Source organism: Paenibacillus lignilyticus, from assembly GCF_017942085.1.
GTDB classification, from domain to species: Bacteria; Bacillota; Bacilli; order Paenibacillales; family Paenibacillaceae; genus Paenibacillus_Z; species Paenibacillus_Z lignilyticus.
The window spans coordinates 1-22,847 of record NZ_JAGKSP010000037.1 but is presented as its reverse complement, the minus strand read 5'-3'; the positions used below and the strand labels follow the sequence as shown (position 1 = coordinate 22,847).

The following is a 22,847-nucleotide window of genomic DNA, read 5'->3' as shown; positions in this document are numbered from 1 at the left end:
GGTTTAATCCTACTTTGATATCGGGTAGGGGTTGGGATGATGACTCAGTCAGAATTGCAAGTCGCGGATTTATTTTATCGGAATCGTATTGTGTTTATGGGCTTGATTGCTTCTTCGATTATCTCCGTTGGCAGTGTTATGGCGCTTAATTTAATTCCGGGCGCGGGCAAATGGATGATTCTCGCGATATCCGTTGTGCTGCTGGCGGTGCTTGGGGTTATGTTGGTACGCAAGGCGGGGATGCACGTCTTCCCTTATGTCGCTGTTGGCGGAAGCGCGGCACTGACACTGTATCTCATGTTCGACGTTGTCTCGATTACGAATTTCTTCTCGGTCTATTATATCGTAGCCATTGCGGTTATTTATATGAGATGGACGCCGCTGCTGCTCGGACTCGGTATCGGATTGTTCATGAATATCTATGTGCTGATCGTGCAAGGGCCTGAGCTCGCTGAGCAGCTGAGTTCCAGTACGGCGATTGGAATCTTCGTTTATTTCGGGCTTGTGAGTGCGCTGCTCATTGCGCTTGTGAAGGCAGGTAAGCACTTCGCGGCTCAAATGGAAACGATGCGTGCCCAGTCGGAAGCGGTCACGAAACAGCAGACTGCCCAGAAGGAGCAACTGCTCGCGCAGGTAGAGTCGATTGCTAGCAATTTGAAGCAAATTACAGAAGCGAGCGAAGCGAATCAAGCCTCGTTCCGCGAGATGACGCATGCTTTCCAGGAGATTACGGAAGGCGCGAATACACAGGCGTCCTCGACATCCGATATTTCGAGATTGGTGCAGGAAACGCATGAGCGATTGGAAACGATGAATAATTCGCTCTACCAGCTTGAGGCGCAGTCGACGACGGCCAACAGTTCGACGACAAGCGGCGGCGAGAAAATAGACGAGCTGTACGAGACGATCGCGCAGTTTCAGCTCTCGGTTAAAGATATGTCCGAGCAGATGGAGGCGCTGGATGGCGTTATTCGTCATGTCAGTGAGTTTACGGAATCCATCGTTCGAATCGCGAGCGAAACGAACCTGCTTGCGCTTAATGCAAGCATCGAAGCGGCAAGAGCCGGAGAGTCCGGCCGCGGTTTCGCCGTAGTAGCAGGCGAGGTGCGTAAGCTGGCCGAGCTCTCGGCCGGGACGGCGGATGCGATCTCGGAGCAGCTGGAGAGCATGCAGAAACAAGCGGATGCCACGCGCGGCTTGATGAACGGAATCGGCAAGCAGATGACATCCAGCAGCCGGATTACGACGGATACGCGCGAAGCGTTCGCCGTCGTGCGTCTGACGGTGGAGCAGCTTGCACAGTCGCTGGAGCATTACCGCGATAACATGACCGCGATTCGCGGTGCCAGCAGCTCGATCGAGAGCGCTACGGAGAGTGTGGCCGCGGTTAGCCAGCAGTCCTCCGCGACGCTGGAGGAGCTGTCCGCCACGATCACGACGCTCGCGGAGCAAAACGAGCGTACGCTGCAGCGCATCAAGGAGACAAGCGGTTCTGTACAGACGCTGGTGAGTTAAACGGAGAAAGCCTTCAACATTACGCTGTAATGTTGGGGGCTTTTTTGCATAGATGGTTAAGTGCTGCTATTCCCGCATAGGATGTACTATCGGTAGTCCAATTCGGGCGATGCCGCCCATGAAAAGAGTGTGAAGGCGATGAAGCATATCCGTGGGTTCATAGTCGGCGCGGTAGCCGGCAGTATGATCATGCTTGCGATGCCGACAGTAGGTGCAGCGGTTAAGCAATATGTATTGGGGGATGCAGCTTACCCTATTGTGGTGAACGGTACGACTTATGAAGATGAGAGCTTGCCTGTGATGAATTACAAAGGAAGCACGTATGTGCCGCTGCGAGCGGTGGGAGATTTGCTTGGCGCGGGCGTGGAGTGGAACAGTACGCTAAGACAGGTGGAGATTACGTATGGTACCGGCGAGACGTCTGTACAAAACAATGCTTTTCGTAACGTCGAGGTCAGCGGGAGCGGAGGCAAGTACAAGGTAACGGGCGAGGCGAGAGTGTTCGAGGCGATGATGAATTATGCCGTAGAGGATGGGCACAACTACTTGCTGGAGAAGAACTATATGCTTCCAGAAGGTGCGCCGGCTTGGTCGGCCTTTGAGCTTAGCATCGTGATCCCGGCGAATAAGCTGCCGAAGAACGGGACCTTGATGCTGCAGATCTTCGAGTATAGCGCGAAGGACGGCGGGAAGGTGAACGTGCTTCATTTTCCGCTTGAGACGTTTATGGAGTGAAGGAGCATGGGTTGCTCTTTGCATAGAGACATAGAAAAGGCCCTCCTAATCAGGGGGGCCTCTTCTATGCAGCTTATAAGTGATAAGCCGGGTTATTTGCCGGCGGCGGCCAATGGGAGTTGGAGCGAGAAGGTCGTGATTTCATTCGGGACACTGCGCGCCGCGATCTTGCCTTTATGAATGAGCGGATTGTGTTGAAACCTGCCAGGTAACGCCGAATTTATCCGTTACTTGTCCGTATAAAGGACTCCAGAACGTTTCGTGTAATGAAATGATCACTTTTCCGCCATCTTGTAATTTTCCGAATAATTCCTTCGTTGGTCAGCATTAAAATAGATAAAGTGGTTTGGTCGCCGATTTGATAAGGCAGACCGGTAAAGGTGTCAGAGATCATTAAATCGGTTGAACCAACTTTGAGGTGGGCATGTTCCAGAATAAACAAAATTCATATCATAATATACGAACCCAATAAAAAAACAAAAAACCTTGCACCAACAAGGTTTCAAAGAATGGCGCGCCCGATACGATTCGAACGTACGACCTGCAGTTTAGGAAACTGTCGCTCTATCCTGCTGAGCTACGGGCGCGCGGCAAGGATAATAATAGCATGAATGCCAAATCAGGCGCAAGCAAGTCTATTAGTCCTAATCCCTCTTTGAATCAGTGAGAAAATAGTCCCGAAACAGGGGCTTTCTGATGAAAACTGTCGAAACTTTACGCGATTATCGGGGCGGATTGTCGACAAGATTTTACAAAAATAATAGCTTGCACCATATATAATGATAGTAGTTACTTACTGTAACTAAGTAGATGAGATAGGAGATGTACCGAGGGCGTCATGAATGACAAAATGAACCTACTCCATGAGTTGCAGGTGCTTCGTACTAAGCTGTTCGAAATGGCTGAAGCCCGCGGAAGTTTAACTGACCCTGAGGTACTTGCTATAAGTGAAGCAGCCGATGAACTTATCGTAACGCTACAACAGATTCAGAAAGAAGAGCTGGTGAGCGATGCTGCTAGATACGCCTTCTCAGTCGACGGAAAAAGAGGGTTAATAAATCCGAACATTCTTGCTGCATCAGACCGCCAAGCAGCTCAGTCTCATGATTGAAGCGAGGCTCTTGCAGTAAATTCATTAGCGTGCCGGCGCAGCCTGCCTTGGGGTCGGTTGTGCCGTACACCACTTTTCGAATACGACTTTGCACCAGCGCCCCCGCACACATCGGACAAGGCTCCAGCGTCACATAAAGCGTACAGTCCAGCAACCGCCACGCATTCAAATGTTTACTGGCCTCCCGAATAGCGATCATCTCCGCATGCGCGGTGGGATCCAAATTCGTCTCCCTCAGATTATAACCCCTGCCGATGACTTCGCCATCCTTCACAATGACCGCGCCAATAGGCACCTCACCGATGTCTTCCGCTTTCTTCGCCTCCAGAATGGCTTCCTGCATCCACTTATAATCTTCTTCTCGAAAAAAATCCGTTCCTGTCGTCGTCATGAATTATGCCTCCGGTCCTGTTCCCTATAATGAGTTGTACCCATTCGACGCCAATCGACTGTCGAATTGTGCCGCGAACAAATATTCGTTGTTAACAGGTTGTGCATAGAATTGTGGATAACTTTCGATTATTCACAGATCTGTACACAAATTATTAACTTAGCCTGTGAATATGGGGAAAAACATGTGTATAACTATTGGGGATACCTACCCGCCGCGCTTCCGAGCCTACTTCTTCTGCACAGATTAAGCGGAAATGATGCGCGAGATTGCTTTCATTTTATGCCAATTATGGTATGATCCAAGTAGCTGTCCACAGGCTCGTGTCAAAGGATGTGTCGCATATTGTCGGTCAAAACTAAACTATCCGTCATGATTTCCATGATTGTATTTGTGCTGCTCGTTCTTAATGTGATTCTGAACGAATATTCGACGCGGGTCAATCTAAGAAACGACATTCAGCTCAAAATGATGTCGATCAGTCAGCAGGTTGCAGCAAACGTCATTCAAAATACGAGAGAAGTTGAATTCGTTCAAACCGTCTTGTCCGATAAGATGAAATTGGCCTCGTTCTCTGCCGCAAGCCAGCTGCCTTATCATGCCGATGAGGTCACATATGAGCAGTTGAGACAGGTAGCGGAGCATGTTGGCGTTTCAAGTATGTCTCTGCTGAAGCAGAAGGGCGCGAATTATTATGTCGTCCAATCGACGAATCCGCCGGAAATCGGCGATGCCAGCAATGTTTGGGCCGCGCACAAATCCCAGACGATTGAGCAGGAGACGCTCGATTATGAGTTTTGGATAGGACCGGACAAGCTGACGCTGACTGACAATACGATTCTGGGGCAGGAAAGCTTTTATACCGACCGCAACTTGGACTACATCATTCGATTTTATATGAAGAGCGATCAATTCACAGATCTTCGGAAGATCTCGCATACGACTTCATTGTTAACGGAACTGAAGACGGGTAATCCTACGATTCTGGAGATTACGGGATTTAATCCGGACTTGTTTGGCTCCGAGCCCATCAAAGAAATTCCTACTATTGTGAGCATCGAGCAGCTGAAGGAAAGCGCGGTTTCGTTCGGCAGTTATGAATATGGGGAAATAGAGAAGGATAAGAAGAGTATTAAGGAATCTTTGCAGGGCAAAATGGTGTTCCGCGAAGAGACAATAAACGATCGTACGGTAATTAAGAGTTTTTTTGCGCTGAGCGAGCCTGTTCCTTACGTCATTGGGCTTGTGCTCGACAAGAGTCCGATTATGAAGCTGGCGGAAGAGCAGCGCAATAATCAAGTTTTTATCTCGATTGTGCTGCTTATCGTAGTTGTATTCTGCAGCTATTGGCTGTCGGATATTTTGCTGAGGCCGGTTCGTTCGATTCTGTGGAAGGTAAACGAGGTATCCTTCGGGAGATTCGACGATACCATTGAGGTCAAGCGGAAGGATGAATTAGGACAGCTGGCACAGCGCGTGAATGCCATGTCGAAGAACCTTAACATCTATATGACTAAGCTCAAAATGGCGTTTGAAGAGAACCGATCCATGAAAGAGTATTTGGAATCATTCATTAATCATACGACAGATGCCATCCATGTTGTTGACTTGGACGGTCGCATTACACAGGTGAACCGGGCATTCGAGCAATTGTTCGGTTATACGACGGATGAAGCGATCGGGCAGATGCTTCCGCTCGTTCCGGAGCATTTGTACGAAGAAGAGCAGCAGACCATGGAGCTGCTCAAATCGGGTAAGCCGCTTGCAGCTCGCGAGACGCTGCGTGTGACGAAGGACGGCGAATGGATATCCGTCAGCGCAACGACATCGCCAATCCAAGACAAGCATGGAGAGCTCCGTGCCATCGCCAGTATAACGCGCGATATGACAGGCCGCAACAAGATGGAGGAGCTGCTGCGCAGATCTGAGAAGCTCACGACAGTCGGCCAGCTGGCAGCCGGCGTAGCCCATGAGATTCGCAATCCGTTAACAACGCTGCGAGGGTTTTTGCAGCTGCAGCTCGAAACCGAGAAGCTCAATACACGTCATGTGGATATTATGCTCTCGGAGCTCGATCGTATTAATTTGATCGTCAGCGAGTTTCTGATTCTGGCTAAACCGCAGGCAACGCGTTTCGAGGTGAAGGACGTTCGTTTTATACTCGGCGATGTCATTTCGCTGCTCGATAGTCAGGCGCATTTGTGCGATATTGAATTCGAGACGTATTTTGACCAGGAGAATTGCCGAATCTCGTGCGAAGAGAATCAGTTGAAGCAAGTGTTTATCAATGTGCTCAAGAACGCGATCGAAGCGATGCCGGAAGGCGGGCGGATTACGATCGAAGCTAGGCGGAATGATCAGCATCATGTCAACGTATCCATAACGGATGAAGGAATCGGCATCCCGGAGGAGCGGATCGCGAAGCTCGGCGACCCGTTCTATACCGACAAGGATATGGGAACCGGGCTTGGCATTATGGTCAGCCAGCGTATCATTCAGACACATCAAGGGATGCTGGAGATCCGAAGTAAAGTGAATGTGGGTACGACGGTAACCATTGTGCTGCCGCTTATGAAAGAGCAGGCGATCGAAGCATAAGATCGTTCGCCAAGAGCTGTACGGTCAAGGAATAGAAGCTGGGACAATACATACAAGAAGGTGATTGGCATGGAGGCATCGGCAACGTACAAAGCGCTGCTGGTCGGAGCTACCGGTCTTGTGGGGGCATCATTGCTGCGGCAATTGCTGCAAGACAGCAGATGCAGTGCCGTAACCATTCTCGTTCGCAGACCGCTCCTGCCATCTGGGGATGAAATCGGCTCGAACAGGAAGCTGACGGTCATCACTGCTGACTTGGACCGTACGGATGAGGCGCTGGCAGGCGTAGAAGCGGATATCGTCTTCTGCACGCTGGGCACGACAATCAAGAAAGCCAAGACGCAAGAAGCATTCCGGCAGGTGGACTTAGCGTATCCGGTGGCACTTGGGGATTGGGCGGAGCGTCACGGGGCTGCCAAGATGATCATTGTTTCGGCTATGGGAGCGAATGCATCGTCCTCGATCTTCTACAACCGGGTCAAAGGCGAGATGGAGGCGCAGCTCAGCGCACTTGGGATAAGGGAGCTGCACATCGTGCGGCCTTCTCTGCTGCTGGGGAAGCGGGAAGAGTTCCGGCTGGGGGAGAAATTCGCGATCTTACTCACGCCACTGCTGAAGCTCATCATGCAGGGCGGACTTCGCAAGTACCGGCCGGTTGAAGCGGACGATGTGGCAGCTTTCATGGTTGGCCTGGGCCGCAGGCCTGCCGCCGTGACGGGGCAAGAAGCGGGAAGTTTCGTAAAAATCTATGAAAATGATGCGATACAAGCTAAAATACAGCTATAAGAAGCACTTTTCATGCGGGGTGAACACGGCAGTTGAGGATTAACAAGTTTATTAGCGAAACAGGCTATTGTTCCAGACGTGAGGCAGATAAGTTGGTAGAGAGCGGACGCGTTTCCATTAATGGCGTCACCGCCGAGCTTGGCAGCCAGGCGGAGCTGGGTGACGATGTGCGGATCGATGGGAAAGTGATCGGCGAGCAGAAAAGCCATGTCTATATCGCGCTGAACAAGCCGGTTGGCATCACCAGCACAACAGAGTCACAGGTTGAAGGCAATATCGTCGAGTATATCGGGCATCCGGAACGGATTTTTCCGATTGGCCGACTGGACAAGGATTCGGAAGGGCTGATCCTGCTCACGAATGATGGCGATATCGTAAACCGGATTCTGCGGGCGGAAGGCAAACACGAGAAGGAATATATCGTGACCGTAGACAGGCCTGTCACGCCGAGATTTCTGAAGGCCATGAGTGAGGGCGTTCGTATATTAGGCGCGATGACGCTGCCTTGTAAGGTAGAGAAGGAAGGCGACCGCGTATTCCGGATTACGCTGACCGAAGGAAAGAACCGCCAAATTCGGCGGATGTGCCAGACGTTCGACTACAATGTGAGGAAGCTTCGCCGAGTTCGGATCATGAATATTCATCTGGGCCAGCTCGCGAGCGGCAAATGGCGCGACCTAACGAACGGCGAGCTGAAGGAGCTATTTACACTGCTCAACTATCAGTAAATTCAACGGTTTCCCGGGAAATAATGAAGAAACCAACATCGTCCGACAATGAGGTCGGCGGTGTTGGTTTCTTGTAATTCTAAGCAACGTGTAGGAGTTCCTATACGTTGCTTAGCTTCGTTTAAACGGTCGATTTTACCTTTATAGCAAGCAATAATAACATTTGTAATCCTAGAATACATGAAGTAAAATTATAAAGGATTGTCACCGCTTTGCATAGAGGTATTTATAAAAAAACAATATTCAAACAGGATGTGCGTTTGTTAATGAGCAACAAGGCCGTCATATTGGGATGTAATTATTATATAGGTTTAAGCACGATTCGTTGTCTTGGGATTCATGGCATACATACGGTTGCTGTCGATTATACGGATAAAAACACGTACGCCGTGAAGTCCAAATATTGCTCGGAGCGGCTGATTGCGCCTCATTATAAAGAAAACCCGAAAGGGTTTATTCAATTTCTGAAGGATTATGCGGACAAGCAGAGCTTGAAGCCTGTTCTCATTCCTTGCCACGATTCCTATGTAGAAGTGGTGGACGAGTATCTGGATGAATTAAGAGAGAGTTTCTTGATTCCGCAGACGGAGAAAGGCCTCTATACGAAGCTGATGAACAAGGAAACGCTGCAGCGGATCGCGCTGGAGATGGGTGTTGCGGTTCCGGAGACGGTCCGCGTGGGCGAAGACAATTTTCAGGAGAAAATCGATACGATCATTCAATATCCATGCATTATCAAACCGGTGGATTCGCCGTCGTTCGTCGCTAAATTCCGCAAGAAGCTGTTCAAGGTGCATAACCAGGCAGAGCTGGAAGCCGCGATTGCGCGGTCGCATGAAGCGGGTCTTGAGGTTATCGTGCAGCGAATCATTCCGGGTTTCGATGATCATATGTATACGTTTGACGCATATATGAACCAGGATTCGAAAGTGACGCATTGGGTGACCTGCCAGAAATTCCGCCAGTATCCGATTAACTTCGGCGCTTCCGTGTACACGGGGCAGCGGTATGTGCCGGAGCTGTACGAGCTTGGCGCTAAATTCTTCGAGGCCGTGAAATTCAAAGGCTTCGCTGAGATCGAGTTTAAGAAGGATGCCGTTACCGGCCAATTCTACCTCATTGAAATTAACGTCCGCATTACGAATTTAAATAACCTTTTGTTCCGCACAGGTGTGAATATTCCTTATATTACGTACCGCGAGCTGACGGGCTCGCCGCTGCCTCCGCATGCGGTCAACAAGGATACGGGTCTTGTATTCTGGTATGCCTATGAGGATCTGCTGGCGGTCCGAAACTATATCAAGACTAAGCAGCTTACCGTAGGACAAGTTATCGGCTCGTACTTCAAGCCCAAGGCGCATGCGATCTGGGATTGGAAGGATCCGAAGCCGGCTTTCGCGTTCCTAGGCATGTTAGCAGGCAAAGCATTTGGCAGATTCAGCAGATAATCGACGATCGAATACGAAGCAGGCGCTATAAGACGGACGTCAACGTGGTGCTGTGCGGGCAGAAAGAAGGGATTCATTCTATGACCAGATTACAGGAGCTGCTGCAAGCGACAACGATTATCGAGTCGTTTCAGGCTGAGGATCTTACGATCACCGGCATTTCTTATCATTCGCAGAAGGTGTCACCGGGGCATCTATTCATTTGTATAACGGGCTATAGCACGGATGGTCACCACTATTTGCGCGATGCGGTTCGAAGCGGTGCAGTTGCGGCAATCGTCGAACGCATTCAAGAAGATGTGCCGATTCCGCAATATGTCGTGCCGAACAGCCGGATTGCGATGGCCCAGCTGGCGGATGCTTACTTCGGTCATCCGTCCTCGAAGCTGAAGATGATCGGGATTACGGCTACCAACGGGAAAACAAGCACGACCTATATGACAAACGCGATTCTTGAGCATCATGGCCTCAAGACCGGACTTATGGGTACGGTTGTGATCAAAATCGATGATGTAAAGATTCCATCCGAGCTGACGACGCCGGAATCGCTTGACCTCCAGTCCTATCTGGGGCAAATGGTCGATCGCGGCGTATCGCATGTCAGCATGGAGGTTTCCTCGGCCGCTCTGGAGTCGCACCGGGTTGAGACGGTGGATTACGATATCGTGTGTTTCAATAACTTAAGCCGCGAGCATATTGATTCTCACGGGACGTTCGAGAATTATTTTGAGGCGAAGGCGAGCTTGATTAAACGGGCCGGCGAGCATAGCTATGCGGTGCTGAATTTGGATAACGAGTATGCGGCGTCGCTTGTCGACCAGACGCGCGCGAAGGTCGTGACCTACGGCCTGAAGAGCAGCGAAGGTACGCTGCACTGCAAGGATTTGGACCTGTCGACCGGACGTGCCAAGTTTACGGTTGAGATTATGAAGCCGTTCGAAGGCGACGGAGTGGTGTACACGCCTAGCGAGTTCCGCGTAGAGCTGCGTATTCCGGGGCTTCATTCGGTCTATAACTCCATGGCGGCTATCGCGATTGCGCTGCTGTGCGGCGTGCCGATTGCAACCATTCAAGAGACGCTGCGGACTTTCGGCGGCGTAGAGCGCAGATTCGAGTTTATTCACGAAGATGAGTTCATCATGATCGATGATCATTTTGCCAATCCGGGGAATATCGACGTGACGCTGGAAACGCTGCGGTACATGGACTATGAACAGTGCCACTTCGTATATGCGATCCGGGGCAATCGCGGTCCAATCATTAATCGTGAGAACGCAGAAGCGATTGTGAAATGGATGAACCGTCTCGAGATGGATGAAATTATCGCGACGCGCAGCGAATCCCACGTGAACAAGAACAATACGGTTTCCGATGAGGAAGCGGACGTGTTCATGGAGGTCATGGCGGAAGCAAATATTGACGTGAAGCTGTATCGCGAGCTGCCGGATGCGATCTCTTATGCCTTGTCCAAGGCAGAGCGCGGAGATGTGATTCTGCTGGCGGGCTGCCAAGGGATGGACCCGGGAGCGGAAATCGCGCTAAATCTGCTAAACGATACGAAATCAGCGGTTTCGGAGCAAGGCCAAGAAGGGTAACGAATAACGAACGAACGATATCGATTAACTCATATAAAGTAGGTTGAATGATGGAACAGAGAAGTCGGTTAGGTGTACTGGGCGGAATGGGGCCGAAGGCGACGAGCGTATTTATCGATCAAATTATCGAGAGTACGGTTGCAGACAGAGATCAGGATCATATCGATATGGTCATACTCAATCATGCTTCGCTTCCGGATCGAACTCATGTCATTCTTGAAAATAGTCCCGAACAGTTTCTGCGCGAGATTGAGAAGGATATCCGGCTGCTGGAGTATGCCGAGGTATCCAACATCGCAATTCCGTGCAACACGGCGCATTACTACGTAAACGAGATGCAGGGGATGACGCGGATTCCGATCATCAACATGGTGGAGGAGTCGATCAAGGTCATCCACGAGGCTTATGGCGATGGCTGTAAGGTCGGCATTCTCGCGACGAACGGGACGCTGCACAGCGGAATCTACAGCGAATCCGCGCTTAAGCATAAGCTCGTGCCGCATCTGCCGTCAGATGCGATGCAGCAGCAAATTATGAATATGATCTACAAGGATATCAAACGCGGCGTGCAAATCGACCCGCAGGAGCTTGAGGATATCATTCATCAGTTGATTACGGAAGATGGGTGTCAGTGCATCATTATCGCGTGTACGGAGCTGTCCATTGTTCCCCTTAGCGAAGGAACGAAGCAGCACTGCGTCGATGCGATGGATGTGCTGGTGAAACGGTCCATTGAGCTGTCGCTGTAATAAGGAAATAAGAAAACCGTCAGAACTCAAGGGTCCTGACGGTTTTTGTTTATTTGCCTGCAGCAACGGATACAGTGGCATCCTTGCTTGTATCGGTGTACTTGCGAATAATCGATACTTCAACGCGGCGGTTCTTGGCGCGTCCAACGTTGGAGGTGTTCTGCGCAATCGGGCGATACTCCCCGAAGCCGATTGTGCTGAACAGATGCGGATCCAGTTTCTTATTCTGAAGCAGAATGTCCATGAAACGGATCGCCCGCATGGAGCTTAGCTCCCAGTTGGATTCGAATTCTTTGTTATTGATCGGCACATTATCGGTATGGCCGGATACTTTCACTTCATAATCCGGGTACTTCTGCAGCATGCTGGAGATTTCGACGGCCAGCTTGCGCGATTCCGGCTTCACCTTCGCGCTGCCCGGCGCGAACAAGGAGCTGTCGGAGATCGTAATGGTCAGCTGCGATTGGTTGAGCTTTGTATTCAGCTGTGTAGTCAGACCATTCGTCTTAATGTACTGGTCGACTTGTTTCTTGAGCTTCTCGAGGTCTTCTTGTTCTTTCTGCTTCAGAGCCTCGATGTCTTTCTTCTGCATGTCTTGGTTAGCTTCGCGGCGTCTGGTTTCGGTTGCATCTTCAAACTGATGGGCGTTGCTGATGACCGCGGATTGCTCCAATACGCCAATACCGCTGCTGAATGCGATATTGAAGGCTTTGCTCATATCTTGAAATTTCTTCGAATCGGTCGAACTCATCGCATACAATACGATAAATAAGGCTAGTAATAGGGTAAGGAGATCGGCATATGGAATGAGCCAGGTTTCATCGGCATGTTCCTCGTGATGTTCACTTTTATGCTTTTTGCTCAACGGCCTCTGCTCCCTTCTGGCTCAGTTTGATCCGTTCAGTCGGTGTCAAGAAGACCGAGAGCTTCTGGTTAATCGCGATGGTGGAAACACCGGATTGAATCGACAGCAGGCCTTCAACCATCATAAGGCGCAGTTCAACCTCACGTTTGGAAAGACGCTTGAGCTTATTGGCAATTGGGTGCCACAATACGTAACCGGTGAATATACCTAGAAGAGTAGCAACGAACGCGGCTGCGATCGCATGTGCGAGCTTCTCCATGTCGCTCATATCCGCCAGTGCCGCGATGAGGCCGATAACGGCGCCGAGTACCCCTAGCGTAGGTGCATACATGCCGGCTTGGGAGAAAATAAGAGCTCCCGCACGGTGACGTTCTTCGGTTGCGGCAATGTCCTCGAGCAGGACATCGCGTACGAGGTCTTGGTCGTTACCGTCTATGATCATTCTCATGCCGTTGCGTAGGAACATATCTTCGATGTCGTCTACTTTCGACTCCAGCGCAAGAAGGCCCTCACGACGTGTGATTGTTGCCCATTCCATGAAGAGTGCGATTACTTCTTCGCGCGGCAGCAGCTTCTGCACGGTGAAGATCATTTTGATCAGCTTCGGGAATTTCTTCAGTTCGTTCAGCGGGAAACCGATGAAGAGCGAGGCTGCGGTTCCGACGATGATAATCAAAAATGCAGCGGGGTTAATTAGGTTGTTGATCGGAGCGCCCTTCAGCGTCATACCGACAAGAACGGCAATGAGGCCGAGCGCGATACCAATTACAGTAGATTTTTCCATGACACACCTCGTCTAATAAGATAATAAGGACATTGTAGACCGACGAATCGGTTATGCCCCAGAGAACGGGAGACAGCTTAAGACAATCTGATGTGTCAGACTGACAAAATAAACAGCATTTCGACAATTCTATCTCTATTTATTATCGTCAGAAAGAGCGCTCAGATTAGAGCAAAATGGATGTTTTAGCAGTTTTCATCCGATTTCGTGTAAAATGAAGACATAAGAGGCGAGAATAAGAGCTGAAAGCGGGGCAATTGGAAATGGGAGTTAAACATGCAAGGGAATACAGCGATATTCTGGGCGAGTTGGCTGAAGCAATGCATTCCATCGGGGACGGGTATCTGTTCTTCGAAATGGAGACGGCGGACTGGGAAGAGCTGGAGGAAGCGCAGCGGGTTGAATTGATGGAGGCGCTCGCGGATGACGTGTTCTACGCGCTTGGCGAGGAGCCCGTCCTTCATGTAGGCGGTGGGATCGTCGCATACCGTCCGAAGCATCACATTATTGAAGTGTCCGTAGATCAGAAGGAAGTTCGGATTATCCGGTTAATCTAAGGTTAATTCAGGACTATATGGGGAGAGGTGCGCGCATTGGGTAAAATGGTGAAAATGCAAGCCGAAGCGGCTGACGAGGCCATAGCAGCACTCCCCGGCTGGTCGCGCCAGGATGAGAAGTGGATGCAGGGGAGCTACCGATTCGGTACGTTCGTCGAGGCGATTGCCTTCGTGGGGAAGGTTGCTGACATCGCGGAAGCGATGAATCATCATCCGTTCATTGGGATTGACTACAAGAAAGTAACATTGCGATTGACGACTTGGCATGCGGGGGGCTTGACGGAGCTCGATATGCAGTCGGCAGAGCGCTACAATGAGGTTTATCGGACGTCGATTCCCGGGAACGGGTAATCGGCGTTTTTTCTGCCTGCGGGTCTCCCTATTATTGGGTCAACTGTAAGGGATGCGGCCGGCTACTTTACAAGCCCATGCGGCTACTTTACAATAGGTGAAACTGGTTATGTGAGAAAATATGACATCATATATCAAGATTCGAGGAGCTACGGCGATGGCGGAAGCGCAGCGCATGCAAGATGGCTTGCATGAGGATATAGATAAGGATATGATCAGTCGGCTTGTTCCGTATTATCAGCCGATTCTCGCGCTTGATACGAGGCGGATTATGGGCTATGAGGCGCTTGGCCGTATTCGTGCGGGGGAAGGAGTACGGAGCGTAGGGCCTTTCTTCGCGGATAAAACGGTGCCGATGGCGGAGCAAATTAAGGTGGACCGCAACTTGCGGGAGCAGGCGCTGGCAAAGTTTGCGGCGAGCGATCCGGAGTATGGGAAGCTGTTTATCAACTTAAAGCCTTCATGGATCTATCAAACCTATGTGGCTACCGGCGAGCTTCCGACACTGCAGCTGCTTGATAAATATAAGATTGACCCGCGGCGGGTCGTCATTGAGATTACCGAAGAGTCGTTTCTCGGGCCGATGGAGCAGCTGCGCGCAGTCGTGGATTTGTACCGGGATTATGGCTGCCTCATTGCCATTGACGATGTGGGCAGCGGGTTTAGCAGCATTGACCGGATCGCGCAAATTCAGCCCCATATTCTGAAGATCGATATCCATATGCTGCAGAAAAGCGAGCGGCACAGCGGTTACTACGGCGTGATGCGCTCCTTCTCCACGCTGGCTGATCAAATCGGTGCCTCTTTGCTGGTGGAAGGCGTGGAAACCGAACAAGACCTGCAGCGGGCAATCGAAATCGGTGCACGGTATGTGCAGGGGTATCTGTTCTCGCCTGCGGTGGCCACGTTCCGTCCGGCACTCTCATTCGCAGGACTTCTGGAGGCGGGACTCGATCGGCGCAGGGCACGCATGCTGCATGTAGAGCGGCACTGGAGTGCGGAAGCAGAACGGCTGCAGCTGGCGATTGATCAGGTGTGGAAGAGGAGAGTCGGGGATCGCGATAGCTGTAATGCGGGAGATGACTTCATTGAGGAGCTGCTGGAAGGTTTGGTCTTGGCAGACTCGCCATGCATTCGGTTATATCTGTGCAACAAAGACGGCATTCAAGTGAGCTCTAACTATCAACGTGACAGCGATGGCGGGTGGAGTAAAGAACCGCAATATCGCGGGCATAATTGGAGCTGGCGGCCTTATTTTATCCCGTTATCCGCTCAGTTCGCCGATCGGCCTCAAGCCATGGTTTCGCAGACGTATACCGATCTCGATTCCTTCGACCGCATTCGGACCTTATCGGTGCCGGTGGGCGGCAGCTGCATTCTGTTTCTGGATGCAGCCGAGCTCGAAGGCGAACGCTAATAGAAAAGAGCCCACCCCGCGCATGAGGCGCTTGGGACGGGCTCTTATTTTGTCCATACGAATGTCCGCGTGTGAGCGGAAAGGGGGAGTTAGTCTTCTGCCGACACTTTGGAGAAGAAGGATAGGCTGTATAGAGCAGCTACCCCAACAACAATGTACACGATCTTCGCGCCTACGGAATCTGACCCGTCAAAAACTTCTGAAACGACATCATACTCAAATAGCCCCACTGCCAACCAATTCAGGCCGCCGAGAATTAGGACTAATAAGCTGACGATGTTCAAAACTTTCATTGGACCCGCCTCCTTTAAAAGTAATGACTCGTGACACTACTACGGATATGCGGGAGGGGGAGCTTTTAGCACGATAAAAAAGAAAGCGCTGCCCCCATGGGGCCGCGCCGTTATGCAGATATGGGCGATTATGGCGCGTAACACATGCAGTGTACGTCGACCGATCCGGTGGCTGTTGGCTTGGCATAAGTGTCGGTAATAATAAATCCTGAGCGCTCGTAGGTCCGTATGGCCCGCGTGTTCCAGACATGCACTTCGAGGTCGATAATGTCGTTTGGTGCGCGGCGGATCGCTTCTGCTACAATGGCTTGTACGAGCGGAAGACCGAGCCCCCGGCCGCATAGGTCGGGTCTTAAACCAAGGCCGATGCGCGTTACGCCCAGCAAAGGAAAGAACTGTGCGAAGCCGACTAAGCGGCCGTCGTCATTCGTCACCGCGGCGTACTGCTGCTCCCGGACATAGGCGTCGCCAAACTCGATGCCGAGCTGCTGCATGACTTCCCAGGTGGACCAATTGTAGAAATCGTAGGGCGGTTCATACCGCCAGGTGCTGAGCTCTTCGGCTAATGCGTCGGATAGCTGCACGACGGTGAAGCGGGATTTTGCAGGCAGGGCTTGGTCAGCGGAAACGTTCATATATAGGAACTCCTTGTGGCGGAATATTCACGGATTGTAAACCTCTTTATCGTATCAGAATTGATGAAGCGGTGGAAGCGGGAGTGGAATGATGTATAATTTAAGATAACGGAATCTAATTGAAGAGAATAAGGAAGGCGGCTAATAGGATGAAAAATATCGTATCGCTCAAATGGTTGCTCGCTCGTATGTATGAATCGGATATCGTGATCGTCGACTGCCGCTTCCAACTGGGCAAGCCGGAGTCGGGCCGCGAGGCTTATAAAGAATCGCATATCCCGGGTGCGGTGTACTTGGACTTGGAGAAGGATCTGTCTTCGGCCATTACGGAACATGGCGGTCGCCACCCGCTGCCGGATATTGCGGAGCTGACAGGCACGCTGAGCCGAGCAGGCATTGGCAATGCTTCGCGCGTTATTGCGTATGACGATCAAGGCGGAGCCATGGCATCGCGTCTATGGTGGCTGCTGAAATACCTGGGCCATGAGCAGGTTTTCGTGCTGGATGAAGGCTTCACCGCATGGCAGAAGGCAGGTTTCCCTGTATCGGCGGACCAGAAGGTGCTCATCCCGAGTCCGTTCTTCGCGACGGTGCAGCATAACATGCTTGTCGAGGTCGACGAGGTGCAAGAGAAGCTGGGCAAAGCCGGCGTGACGCTTATCGATTCGCGCGAAGCCGCGCGTTATCGCGGCGAGGTTGAGCCGATCGACCGCGTAGCCGGCCATATCCCGGGCGCGATTAACCGCTTCTGGGCGGAAGGCCGCGGTGCGGACGGGCAGTGGAAGAGCGCCGAGGAGCAGGCGGCGAGGTTCGAAGGGCTGGCGAAGGACGGAGAGACGATCGTGTACTGCGGCTCGGGCGTGACGGCATGTCCGAACGTGCTGGCGCTGCAGGAAGCGGGCTTTACGAATGTAAGGCTGTATGCGGGGAGCTGGAGTGACTGGATTTCATTTCCAGAAAACCAGATAGCCGTTGGAGACGAAGTTGCGCTTAAAGGCGAATAACAGTATGTAGACTTGAATACAGAGCACGGTGTAAGCAACCGCTGCTCTGTATTTTTTTATGTGCCGAAGTCAATATCGAGTCAAAAAGCTGTTCCCGAAAGCACTTACAGCGTAATAAACAAGCCTTACTTTACGACTATTGATAATTTCGGGAAGGATTCAACTTTATATTCGGCCTTTCACTTTATTGGTGAAGAAAGAGCGAAAACTGGCAGGGAAGTTCACTTTTTTGTATTTTCTGGATATATGGCGGTGTTCTATGATGAGATAGAAGAATGAATGCGCTTCCAATTTGGGGGTGCGAATGGTACAAAATTTATTTTAAGGGGGGATTCGGATGAGTAGACTAAACGTTCGCAAAACGCTTGGCCTTATGCTGAGTTTAGTAATGGTGCTTATCGTCGTGTCAGGCTGCTCTGGCAATGACAATAACAATGCTGGGAGCACTTCATCTCAGCAACCAACGGAAATGAAAGGAACGGCCCATTCCGACGAGGCAACTTCGAAAGGGGATATGTCAAGCCTGCCTGAAGCTGAGTTTAGCGTTTTGGTCGCCAATCCAGATATGCAGATTCCGGTTGAGGATGCGCCGATCGTCAAGCAAGTGTACGACAAGACGAAAGTTCGCTTGAGTATCGAAGTGCCACCGTCCAACGTGGACGAGAAACTTAATATTTTGCTTGCAAGCGGAGAGTACCCCGATGTTGTGATGATCGGCAGCCCGATGATTGCTCAAAAATTTATAGACGGCGGTCATGTTATTCCGCTCGACGATTTAATCAATGAATACGGCGGGCAAATCAAGAAAAACCTGGGCGATGATTTCAACAAGCTCCGCGCCAAAGACGGAAAAGTTTATCATTTGCCGAGTGGATACATGATACCAGGCTCAGAGTTGTTCCTCGAAGCAGGCAACAGCTTTCAGTTCCTTACCAATGTATTGGAGAATAAAGGCTGGTATATTCCGAAAACGTTTGAGGATGTTTATGAGCTGTTAAAGGAAGTAAAGGAAAAATATCCAAAGTACGTTCCGATGTCGTTGGCACTCGGGGATGAGAATTTCTTCAAAACGTTAGTAGACACGTTGGCCGGGGCTGAAGGTGCGCGAGTGGATGGCGACTCGCTATGGACGGACGATAACAAGTTAATCTACAAGTATAAAGACGAAAGGATCCGCAGCGCGATTCAATGGTTGAATCGGCTCTATCAGGAGGGGCTGCTGGATAAGGAGAGCCCCATTCAGAACAAGGATGCCTTGAAGGCAAAGTTGGCATCGGAAAAAGTGTTCTCGACCATTGGTCACTGGTTTGACACGATGTATGAGGCGAACAGTATTTTTACGCAGGATGAAAAAAACTTCAGGTTTAAATACTTTCTGCCAAAGGCTAATGAGAGCGTGAAAAAACCGACGTACATCAGCTATTCGTCCAACTACAATTATGGCTTTTATGTCACGAAGAAAATGAAGGATCCGGCTCGGTTCATGCAATTCGTGAACTGGCTAAACACGCCGGAAGGGCACTTGGCCCAGTACGGGGTATTTAATCTCGAAGGAAAAGATATCGACGGATACGATTATTTCGTATTCGACGAAGATGGACAGAAAGTATTTAAGAGTACACAGTCTCAGATCAATGGCTGGCAGTCGGACGAACAGTTTGCAGCAAAAAGAGGTTTGAATTTCTATGGAATGTTCACCTTTGGCTTGGGCGTGAAAACGCCGGGTTACCCTTATCAGTTCTCCAAGCAGGAGCTCGATTTCTCGAACTGGTGGGATAAAGAGCAAAAGCGGGCAAATGAAGGTTTTGGCGAGTCCGGCACCGCCTGGATTGAGGAAGCGAAAAACAACAGTTGGGAATCCACGGAGATTAGCGGGTTAAACGTCGAGCCCGATACCGAAGAAAGCAGCATTATTACAAAAGTCAATCAAGAGGCGTACAACAATATTGTAAAGCTGATTATTTCCGATTCGGACGACGACTTCAATAAAGGCTACGATGCGTTTCTGGCGAAGCTTGAAAAAATGAACGTCGGCAAGTGGGAAGCGAAAATGAACGATATGTATATCGAACGCAAAAAAATGTGGGAATAAGCGTAGGGCTTCGACTTGAGGCTGAAGTCCTCATAAATTGTCTGACAGGGAGAGAATAATATGAACCAGTGCATTCCACCGGATTATTTGGAGCGCGTATATGCGGGCTGGCTCGGCAAAGTGATCGGGGTTCGCCATGGCGGCAACGTCGAAGGCTGGTCATATGAGCAGCTTGAGCGTATATTCGGCGAGATAACGCATTATGTGCATCATTTTAAAAACTTCGCGGCCGATGACGATACGAACGGACCGATGTTCTTCCTTCGCGCTCTGGAGGATTTCACGCATACGCGCGACATTACGCCAGAGCAGATGGGGCTTACCTGGCTGAATTATGCGCCGGACCGGCATGGCTTCATTTGGTGGGGCGGCTATGGCAAGGTGACCGAGCAGACGGCATATGTAAACCTGAAGAACGGCATTATGGCGCCGCGTTCAGGGTCGATTGAACAGAATGGCGTGATGATCGCCGAGCAAATCGGTGGGCAAATATTCAGCGACGTATGGGGGTTGATCGCTCCAGGTGAGCCTAAGCTCGCCGCGGAATATGCCGAAAAGATGGCCAGCGTCTCTCATGACGGCAACGGCAAGTATGGCGGCATGTTTATTGCCGCCTGTATCGCGGTCGCCTTCCGCGAGAAGGATATTCGCCGAATTATTGATGAAGGGCTTGCCGTCATTCCGGACGAATGCGAGTTTCGCCGGATGACGAATGCGGTAATCGCCTACTATGAGAACCATTCGGAGGATTGGCGCGCTTGCTTTGGCTTCGTCAAGGAAAACTTCGGCTACCATTTGTACCCGGGCGGCTGCCATATCATTCCGAACGCGGCGATTATCGTGCTGTCCTTGCTGTACGGAGGAGGGGACTTCGCCCGGACAATCAATATTTGCAACATGTGCGGATGGGATACGGATTGCAACGTCGGAAACGTCGGCACAATTCTGGGCGTGCTGAACGGGCTTGAGGGCATTGATTATTCCTGGCGGAAGCCGATTAACGATTTTCTGTGCTGCTCCAGCGTAATAGGCAGCTTGAACCAGCTCGACCTGCCTTGGTGCGCGGCTTATATCGCGCAGTTCGGTTACAAGTTGGCCGGACAGTCGGTCCCGTCCCTGATTGAGGGCGTGCTGAACCGGACGGCTCCCCGGTTTCATTTTGAGCTCCCGGGTTCCACGCACGGGTTCAAAACGGATGCCGACGAGCCCGGTTATATAGAGAGCTTCGTCGTCAATTCGGCGGAAGCGGCCGCTTCCGGTGAACGCTCCTTGAAAGTTGTTTTCGACAAGGTCAGCAGCGGCAACGGCTATCGTGTTTATCACCAGACGTACTATCGGCCGAAGGACTTCAACGACAGCCGGTATAATCCGAGCTTCTCTCCCATTCTGTATCCCGGCCAGACGATTGAGGCTTGCACCATGCAGCCAACAAACGATCCATGGGAGCTTCGGGCGAGATTGTATGTCAAAGACGGCAATTCCGGCAAAAGGCATTACGGGGAGACGGTCGTGCTGACCCGCGGAAAGTGGGAGCCGCTTCGGTACGACATTCCAGCTCTCGCGGATGCTTGCCTTGTGGAAGCGGGAATTGAATTCATCCCTAATAACAGCGCGTGGGATGGTCTTGTCGCGTACGTAGATGATTTCCATTTGACCGGAAAGCCGGACTATAGCATTGATTTCCGCAAGGAGCAGCCCGAATTTTGGCATGTCGACCATGTTGAGGTCAGCCAGTTTTCGTATCACAGAGGGTTCTGGCTGTTGGAAAATGGTGAACTGAGCGGCTCCTATGCAGGAGAGCCCGCTGAGTGCTATACCGGCGAACTGAACTGGAAGGATTATACGCACGAAGCTGTGCTTGTTCCAAAGCTCGGCAGCCATCATAACATCCAATTCCGGGTTCAAGGGGGGATCCGTTCTTATGCCGCGGGTTTCGCTCCGAACGGCAAGTTCAAGCTTTATAAGAATACCAATGGATATCGGGAGCTGGCAGAGGCTAAGTTCGACTGGGAAACCAACAATGAATATCGCATCAAGGTCGAAGCAATAGGGAACCGATTCCGCATATTTGCGGCCGGAGCGCTGCTTATCGACTATATTGATAACGATGAGCCGTATTTAACGGGTATGATCGGTTTCTCTAATTTTTACGGTAGCCATACGCATTATTTGAGATTCGCATTTAAGGAGTGCTAGGCATGGGGGCTGTAACAGCTTGAGGCGTAGAACGAAGAACGTCTGCCCATCGCCAAGCTTAAGCGTCTGTAACTACTTCCGGAGCTTAAACGATAGTTGAAGTGATTGGATTTCATATGAGGAGAATCCGGTTGCGAAGAGTGAAGAATAAGAACAAATAAAGGCATAGTAAGGAATGATTTATAAATACATCGCTGGGGGCATTGAGCCACGCGGCGGTGTATTTTTTTGTGCCCAAGTCAACATAGAGTCAACAAATAATTTGCGGAAAGTATTCCAGATAACATAGGACCGAGGTAATTAAAGCAGAACTGTCTCAGTCGAAGGACAACGCTTTGCGAATAGTTATTGTCGGAGGGGACATGTTCATACATAAACCTCGCTTTCTTGCGCAGCAGCGGCAAGCTCGCGGGAGAATAGAACCTTCAACTCGTCTTCCCTGCCATAGAAGCATAGCGCATCCCCGGCTTTAAGCGGCGTGTCGTACCTGCTCGTGCGGAGCATATCTGCGCCTCTTCGGATATACAACAGATTCAAATCGGCATTCGGCTGAATGATAACGTGCGCGATAGATCCGACGTAAGGGGAGTCGGCACAGATGATAATTTCGGTGAAGACGTCGAGGGAATCGCGAAATAGCACGTCTTTGACCGGGAAATCATGCAGCTCGTGCTGCACCTCCATCGAATCGCTTAGCTTAGAGGCTAAGTAACGATACGTTATCGGAGTGCGCAAGATGAGAAGCAGGACAAGCAGCAATCCTGCAAAGAAGCCCATTTTCACGAGGTGAAACTTAGGCGCGATAATGCTTGCAATAGCGGATACGACGACGGCGAACGAGACGACTCCGAACAGAATCAGGAACATGCCGATTCGGCGACGTATGGGGTGATTGCTGATCAGCTCGGATTCTTTGGTCGTGTAGCCTGTACTTGTCAGCAAAGAGATGACCTGAAAACGGGAAATGTCGCGATTTAACCCCGTAGCGCGCATTAGG

Annotated in this window: 21 protein-coding genes, 1 tRNA gene and 1 pseudogene; 15 read left to right on the top strand and 8 right to left on the bottom strand. The window is 50.8% G+C overall.

Translation table 11 applies throughout. The features are described 5' to 3' along the window. Window positions 1–36 precede the first annotated feature (36 nt). On the top strand, window positions 37–1,515 hold the full coding sequence (locus I8J30_RS31935; RefSeq protein ID WP_210664386.1) for a methyl-accepting chemotaxis protein: 1,479 nt from the start codon (window positions 37–39) through the stop codon (window positions 1,513–1,515). 138 nt (window positions 1,516–1,653) lie between these two features. Beyond that, window positions 1,654–2,250: a Gmad2 immunoglobulin-like domain-containing protein gene (locus I8J30_RS31930; RefSeq protein ID WP_210664385.1), complete on the top strand. Its 597-nt coding sequence runs from the start codon at window positions 1,654–1,656 to the stop codon at window positions 2,248–2,250. Between the two features lie 174 nt (window positions 2,251–2,424). On the opposite strand, the pseudogene I8J30_RS33415 reads toward I8J30_RS31930, so the two are convergent. Together I8J30_RS33415 and I8J30_RS31925 are read right to left on the bottom strand one after the other, a co-directional pair. Continuing rightward, window positions 2,425–2,677 (bottom strand): annotated as a pseudogene (locus I8J30_RS33415) (VOC family protein); the annotation flags it as partial. A gap of 83 nt (window positions 2,678–2,760) precedes the next feature. Next, window positions 2,761–2,837 (bottom strand) — tRNA-Arg (locus I8J30_RS31925). Between the two features lie 251 nt (window positions 2,838–3,088). On the opposite strand from I8J30_RS31925, the gene I8J30_RS31920 reads away from it, so the two are divergent. Beyond that, the gene (locus I8J30_RS31920; RefSeq protein ID WP_210664384.1) at window positions 3,089–3,361 is read left to right on the top strand and encodes a Spo0E family sporulation regulatory protein-aspartic acid phosphatase; all 273 of its coding nucleotides are present in this window, start codon (window positions 3,089–3,091) and stop codon (window positions 3,359–3,361) included. Here I8J30_RS31920 and tadA read toward each other — a convergent pair. Further along, the gene (tadA, locus tag I8J30_RS31915) at window positions 3,267–3,752 is read right to left on the bottom strand and encodes a tRNA adenosine(34) deaminase TadA (protein ID WP_240548534.1); all 486 of its coding nucleotides are present in this window, start codon (window positions 3,750–3,752) and stop codon (window positions 3,267–3,269) included. The genes I8J30_RS31920 and tadA overlap by 95 nt on opposite strands. A gap of 345 nt (window positions 3,753–4,097) precedes the next feature. On the opposite strand from tadA, the gene I8J30_RS31910 reads away from it, so the two are divergent. The 6 genes from I8J30_RS31910 to cuyB all read left to right on the top strand — a co-directional run bounded on the left by I8J30_RS31910 (window position 4,098) and on the right by cuyB (window position 11,656). Continuing rightward, window positions 4,098–6,350 carry a sensor histidine kinase gene (locus tag I8J30_RS31910; RefSeq protein WP_240548533.1) on the top strand — a complete coding sequence of 751 codons (2,253 nt, stop codon included), beginning with the start codon at window positions 4,098–4,100 and terminating at the stop codon, window positions 6,348–6,350. A gap of 69 nt (window positions 6,351–6,419) precedes the next feature. After that, window positions 6,420–7,136 carry an NAD(P)H-binding protein gene (locus I8J30_RS31905; protein WP_210664383.1) on the top strand — a complete coding sequence of 239 codons (717 nt, stop codon included), beginning with the start codon at window positions 6,420–6,422 and terminating at the stop codon, window positions 7,134–7,136. A 32-nt stretch (window positions 7,137–7,168) separates the two neighbouring features. Next, window positions 7,169–7,864, top strand: coding sequence for a 23S rRNA pseudouridine(2604) synthase RluF (gene rluF / locus I8J30_RS31900; RefSeq protein WP_210664382.1), 696 nt, complete (start codon window positions 7,169–7,171; stop codon window positions 7,862–7,864). Window positions 7,865–8,130: 266 nt separating this feature from the next. After that, on the top strand, window positions 8,131–9,312 hold the full coding sequence (locus tag I8J30_RS31895; protein ID WP_210664381.1) for a carboxylate--amine ligase: 1,182 nt from the start codon (window positions 8,131–8,133) through the stop codon (window positions 9,310–9,312). Window positions 9,313–9,392: 80 nt separating this feature from the next. Then, complete coding sequence (locus I8J30_RS31890) at window positions 9,393–10,907, top strand: Mur ligase family protein (protein WP_210664380.1); 1,515 nt, start codon at window positions 9,393–9,395, stop codon at window positions 10,905–10,907. Window positions 10,908–10,954: 47 nt separating this feature from the next. After that, a complete protein-coding gene (gene cuyB / locus I8J30_RS31885; RefSeq protein ID WP_240548532.1) occupies window positions 10,955–11,656 on the top strand; it encodes a cysteate racemase in 702 nt (233 codons plus the stop codon). A 49-nt stretch (window positions 11,657–11,705) separates the two neighbouring features. On the opposite strand, the gene motB is transcribed toward cuyB, so the two are convergent. Continuing rightward, window positions 11,706–12,521 carry a flagellar motor protein MotB gene (gene motB / locus I8J30_RS31880; RefSeq protein ID WP_210664379.1) on the bottom strand — a complete coding sequence of 272 codons (816 nt, stop codon included), beginning with the start codon at window positions 12,519–12,521 and terminating at the stop codon, window positions 11,706–11,708. Beyond that, window positions 12,505–13,305, bottom strand: coding sequence for a flagellar motor stator protein MotA (motA, locus tag I8J30_RS31875; RefSeq protein WP_210664378.1), 801 nt, complete (start codon window positions 13,303–13,305; stop codon window positions 12,505–12,507). The genes motB and motA overlap by 17 nt, the downstream gene beginning before the upstream one ends. A 263-nt stretch (window positions 13,306–13,568) precedes the next feature. Here motA and I8J30_RS31870 point away from each other — a divergent pair, with 263 nt between their 5' ends. The 3 genes from I8J30_RS31870 to I8J30_RS31860 all read left to right on the top strand — a co-directional run bounded on the left by I8J30_RS31870 (window position 13,569) and on the right by I8J30_RS31860 (window position 15,630). Further along, entirely contained in the window at window positions 13,569–13,862 is a 294-nt protein-coding gene (locus I8J30_RS31870) for a hypothetical protein (RefSeq protein ID WP_091225267.1), read from the top strand. A gap of 45 nt (window positions 13,863–13,907) precedes the next feature. Further along, on the top strand, window positions 13,908–14,213 hold the full coding sequence (locus tag I8J30_RS31865) for a 4a-hydroxytetrahydrobiopterin dehydratase (RefSeq protein ID WP_210664397.1): 306 nt from the start codon (window positions 13,908–13,910) through the stop codon (window positions 14,211–14,213). 157 nt (window positions 14,214–14,370) lie between these two features. Continuing rightward, on the top strand, window positions 14,371–15,630 hold the full coding sequence (locus I8J30_RS31860; RefSeq protein WP_240548531.1) for an EAL domain-containing protein: 1,260 nt from the start codon (window positions 14,371–14,373) through the stop codon (window positions 15,628–15,630). Window positions 15,631–15,719: 89 nt separating this feature from the next. Here I8J30_RS31860 and I8J30_RS31855 read toward each other — a convergent pair whose 3' ends face one another. Together I8J30_RS31855 and I8J30_RS31850 are read right to left on the bottom strand one after the other, a co-directional pair. Further along, window positions 15,720–15,923 carry a DUF378 domain-containing protein gene (locus I8J30_RS31855; protein ID WP_090983907.1) on the bottom strand — a complete coding sequence of 68 codons (204 nt, stop codon included), beginning with the start codon at window positions 15,921–15,923 and terminating at the stop codon, window positions 15,720–15,722. Window positions 15,924–16,051: 128 nt separating this feature from the next. Next, complete coding sequence (locus I8J30_RS31850) at window positions 16,052–16,558, bottom strand: GNAT family N-acetyltransferase (RefSeq protein WP_210664377.1); 507 nt, start codon at window positions 16,556–16,558, stop codon at window positions 16,052–16,054. Between the two features lie 149 nt (window positions 16,559–16,707). Here I8J30_RS31850 and I8J30_RS31845 point away from each other — a divergent pair, with 149 nt between their 5' ends. From I8J30_RS31845 to I8J30_RS31835, 3 genes are all read left to right on the top strand, one after another. Beyond that, complete coding sequence (locus I8J30_RS31845; RefSeq protein WP_210664376.1) at window positions 16,708–17,562, top strand: sulfurtransferase; 855 nt, start codon at window positions 16,708–16,710, stop codon at window positions 17,560–17,562. Window positions 17,563–17,899: 337 nt separating this feature from the next. Continuing rightward, window positions 17,900–19,654 carry an extracellular solute-binding protein gene (locus tag I8J30_RS31840; protein ID WP_210664375.1) on the top strand — a complete coding sequence of 585 codons (1,755 nt, stop codon included), beginning with the start codon at window positions 17,900–17,902 and terminating at the stop codon, window positions 19,652–19,654. A gap of 60 nt (window positions 19,655–19,714) precedes the next feature. Further along, window positions 19,715–21,850 carry an ADP-ribosylglycohydrolase family protein gene (locus I8J30_RS31835; RefSeq protein WP_210664374.1) on the top strand — a complete coding sequence of 712 codons (2,136 nt, stop codon included), beginning with the start codon at window positions 19,715–19,717 and terminating at the stop codon, window positions 21,848–21,850. A gap of 366 nt (window positions 21,851–22,216) precedes the next feature. Here I8J30_RS31835 and I8J30_RS31830 read toward each other — a convergent pair. Next, a partial coding sequence (locus I8J30_RS31830) for a TrkA C-terminal domain-containing protein (RefSeq protein WP_210664373.1) occupies window positions 22,217–22,847 on the bottom strand: 631 nt, incomplete at its 5' end.

What these genes read in the sequence shown, in the direction of transcription:
- I8J30_RS31920 (WP_210664384.1), top strand. Translation starts at nt 3,089, where the DNA reads ATGAATGACAAAATGAACCTACTCCATGAGTTGCAGGTGCTTCGTACT.
- I8J30_RS31895 (WP_210664381.1), top strand. Translation starts at nt 8,131, where the DNA reads ATGAGCAACAAGGCCGTCATATTGGGATGTAATTATTATATAGGTTTA.
- I8J30_RS31890 (WP_210664380.1), top strand. Translation starts at nt 9,393, where the DNA reads ATGACCAGATTACAGGAGCTGCTGCAAGCGACAACGATTATCGAGTCG.
- I8J30_RS31850 (WP_210664377.1), bottom strand. Translation starts at nt 16,558, where the DNA reads ATGAACGTTTCCGCTGACCAAGCCCTGCCTGCAAAATCCCGCTTCACC.
- I8J30_RS31855 (WP_090983907.1), bottom strand. Translation starts at nt 15,923, where the DNA reads ATGAAAGTTTTGAACATCGTCAGCTTATTAGTCCTAATTCTCGGCGGC.
- cuyB (WP_240548532.1), top strand. Translation starts at nt 10,955, where the DNA reads ATGATGGAACAGAGAAGTCGGTTAGGTGTACTGGGCGGAATGGGGCCG.
- I8J30_RS31840 (WP_210664375.1), top strand. Translation starts at nt 17,900, where the DNA reads ATGAGTAGACTAAACGTTCGCAAAACGCTTGGCCTTATGCTGAGTTTA.
- I8J30_RS31835 (WP_210664374.1), top strand. Translation starts at nt 19,715, where the DNA reads ATGAACCAGTGCATTCCACCGGATTATTTGGAGCGCGTATATGCGGGC.
- I8J30_RS31845 (WP_210664376.1), top strand. Translation starts at nt 16,708, where the DNA reads ATGAAAAATATCGTATCGCTCAAATGGTTGCTCGCTCGTATGTATGAA.
- I8J30_RS31935 (WP_210664386.1), top strand. Translation starts at nt 37, where the DNA reads ATGATGACTCAGTCAGAATTGCAAGTCGCGGATTTATTTTATCGGAAT.
- I8J30_RS31860 (WP_240548531.1), top strand. Translation starts at nt 14,371, where the DNA reads ATGGCGGAAGCGCAGCGCATGCAAGATGGCTTGCATGAGGATATAGAT.
- tadA (WP_240548534.1), bottom strand. Translation starts at nt 3,752, where the DNA reads ATGACGACGACAGGAACGGATTTTTTTCGAGAAGAAGATTATAAGTGG.
- I8J30_RS31905 (WP_210664383.1), top strand. Translation starts at nt 6,420, where the DNA reads ATGGAGGCATCGGCAACGTACAAAGCGCTGCTGGTCGGAGCTACCGGT.
- motA (WP_210664378.1), bottom strand. Translation starts at nt 13,305, where the DNA reads ATGGAAAAATCTACTGTAATTGGTATCGCGCTCGGCCTCATTGCCGTT.
- I8J30_RS31870 (WP_091225267.1), top strand. Translation starts at nt 13,569, where the DNA reads ATGGGAGTTAAACATGCAAGGGAATACAGCGATATTCTGGGCGAGTTG.
- I8J30_RS31865 (WP_210664397.1), top strand. Translation starts at nt 13,908, where the DNA reads ATGGTGAAAATGCAAGCCGAAGCGGCTGACGAGGCCATAGCAGCACTC.
- I8J30_RS31930 (WP_210664385.1), top strand. Translation starts at nt 1,654, where the DNA reads ATGAAGCATATCCGTGGGTTCATAGTCGGCGCGGTAGCCGGCAGTATG.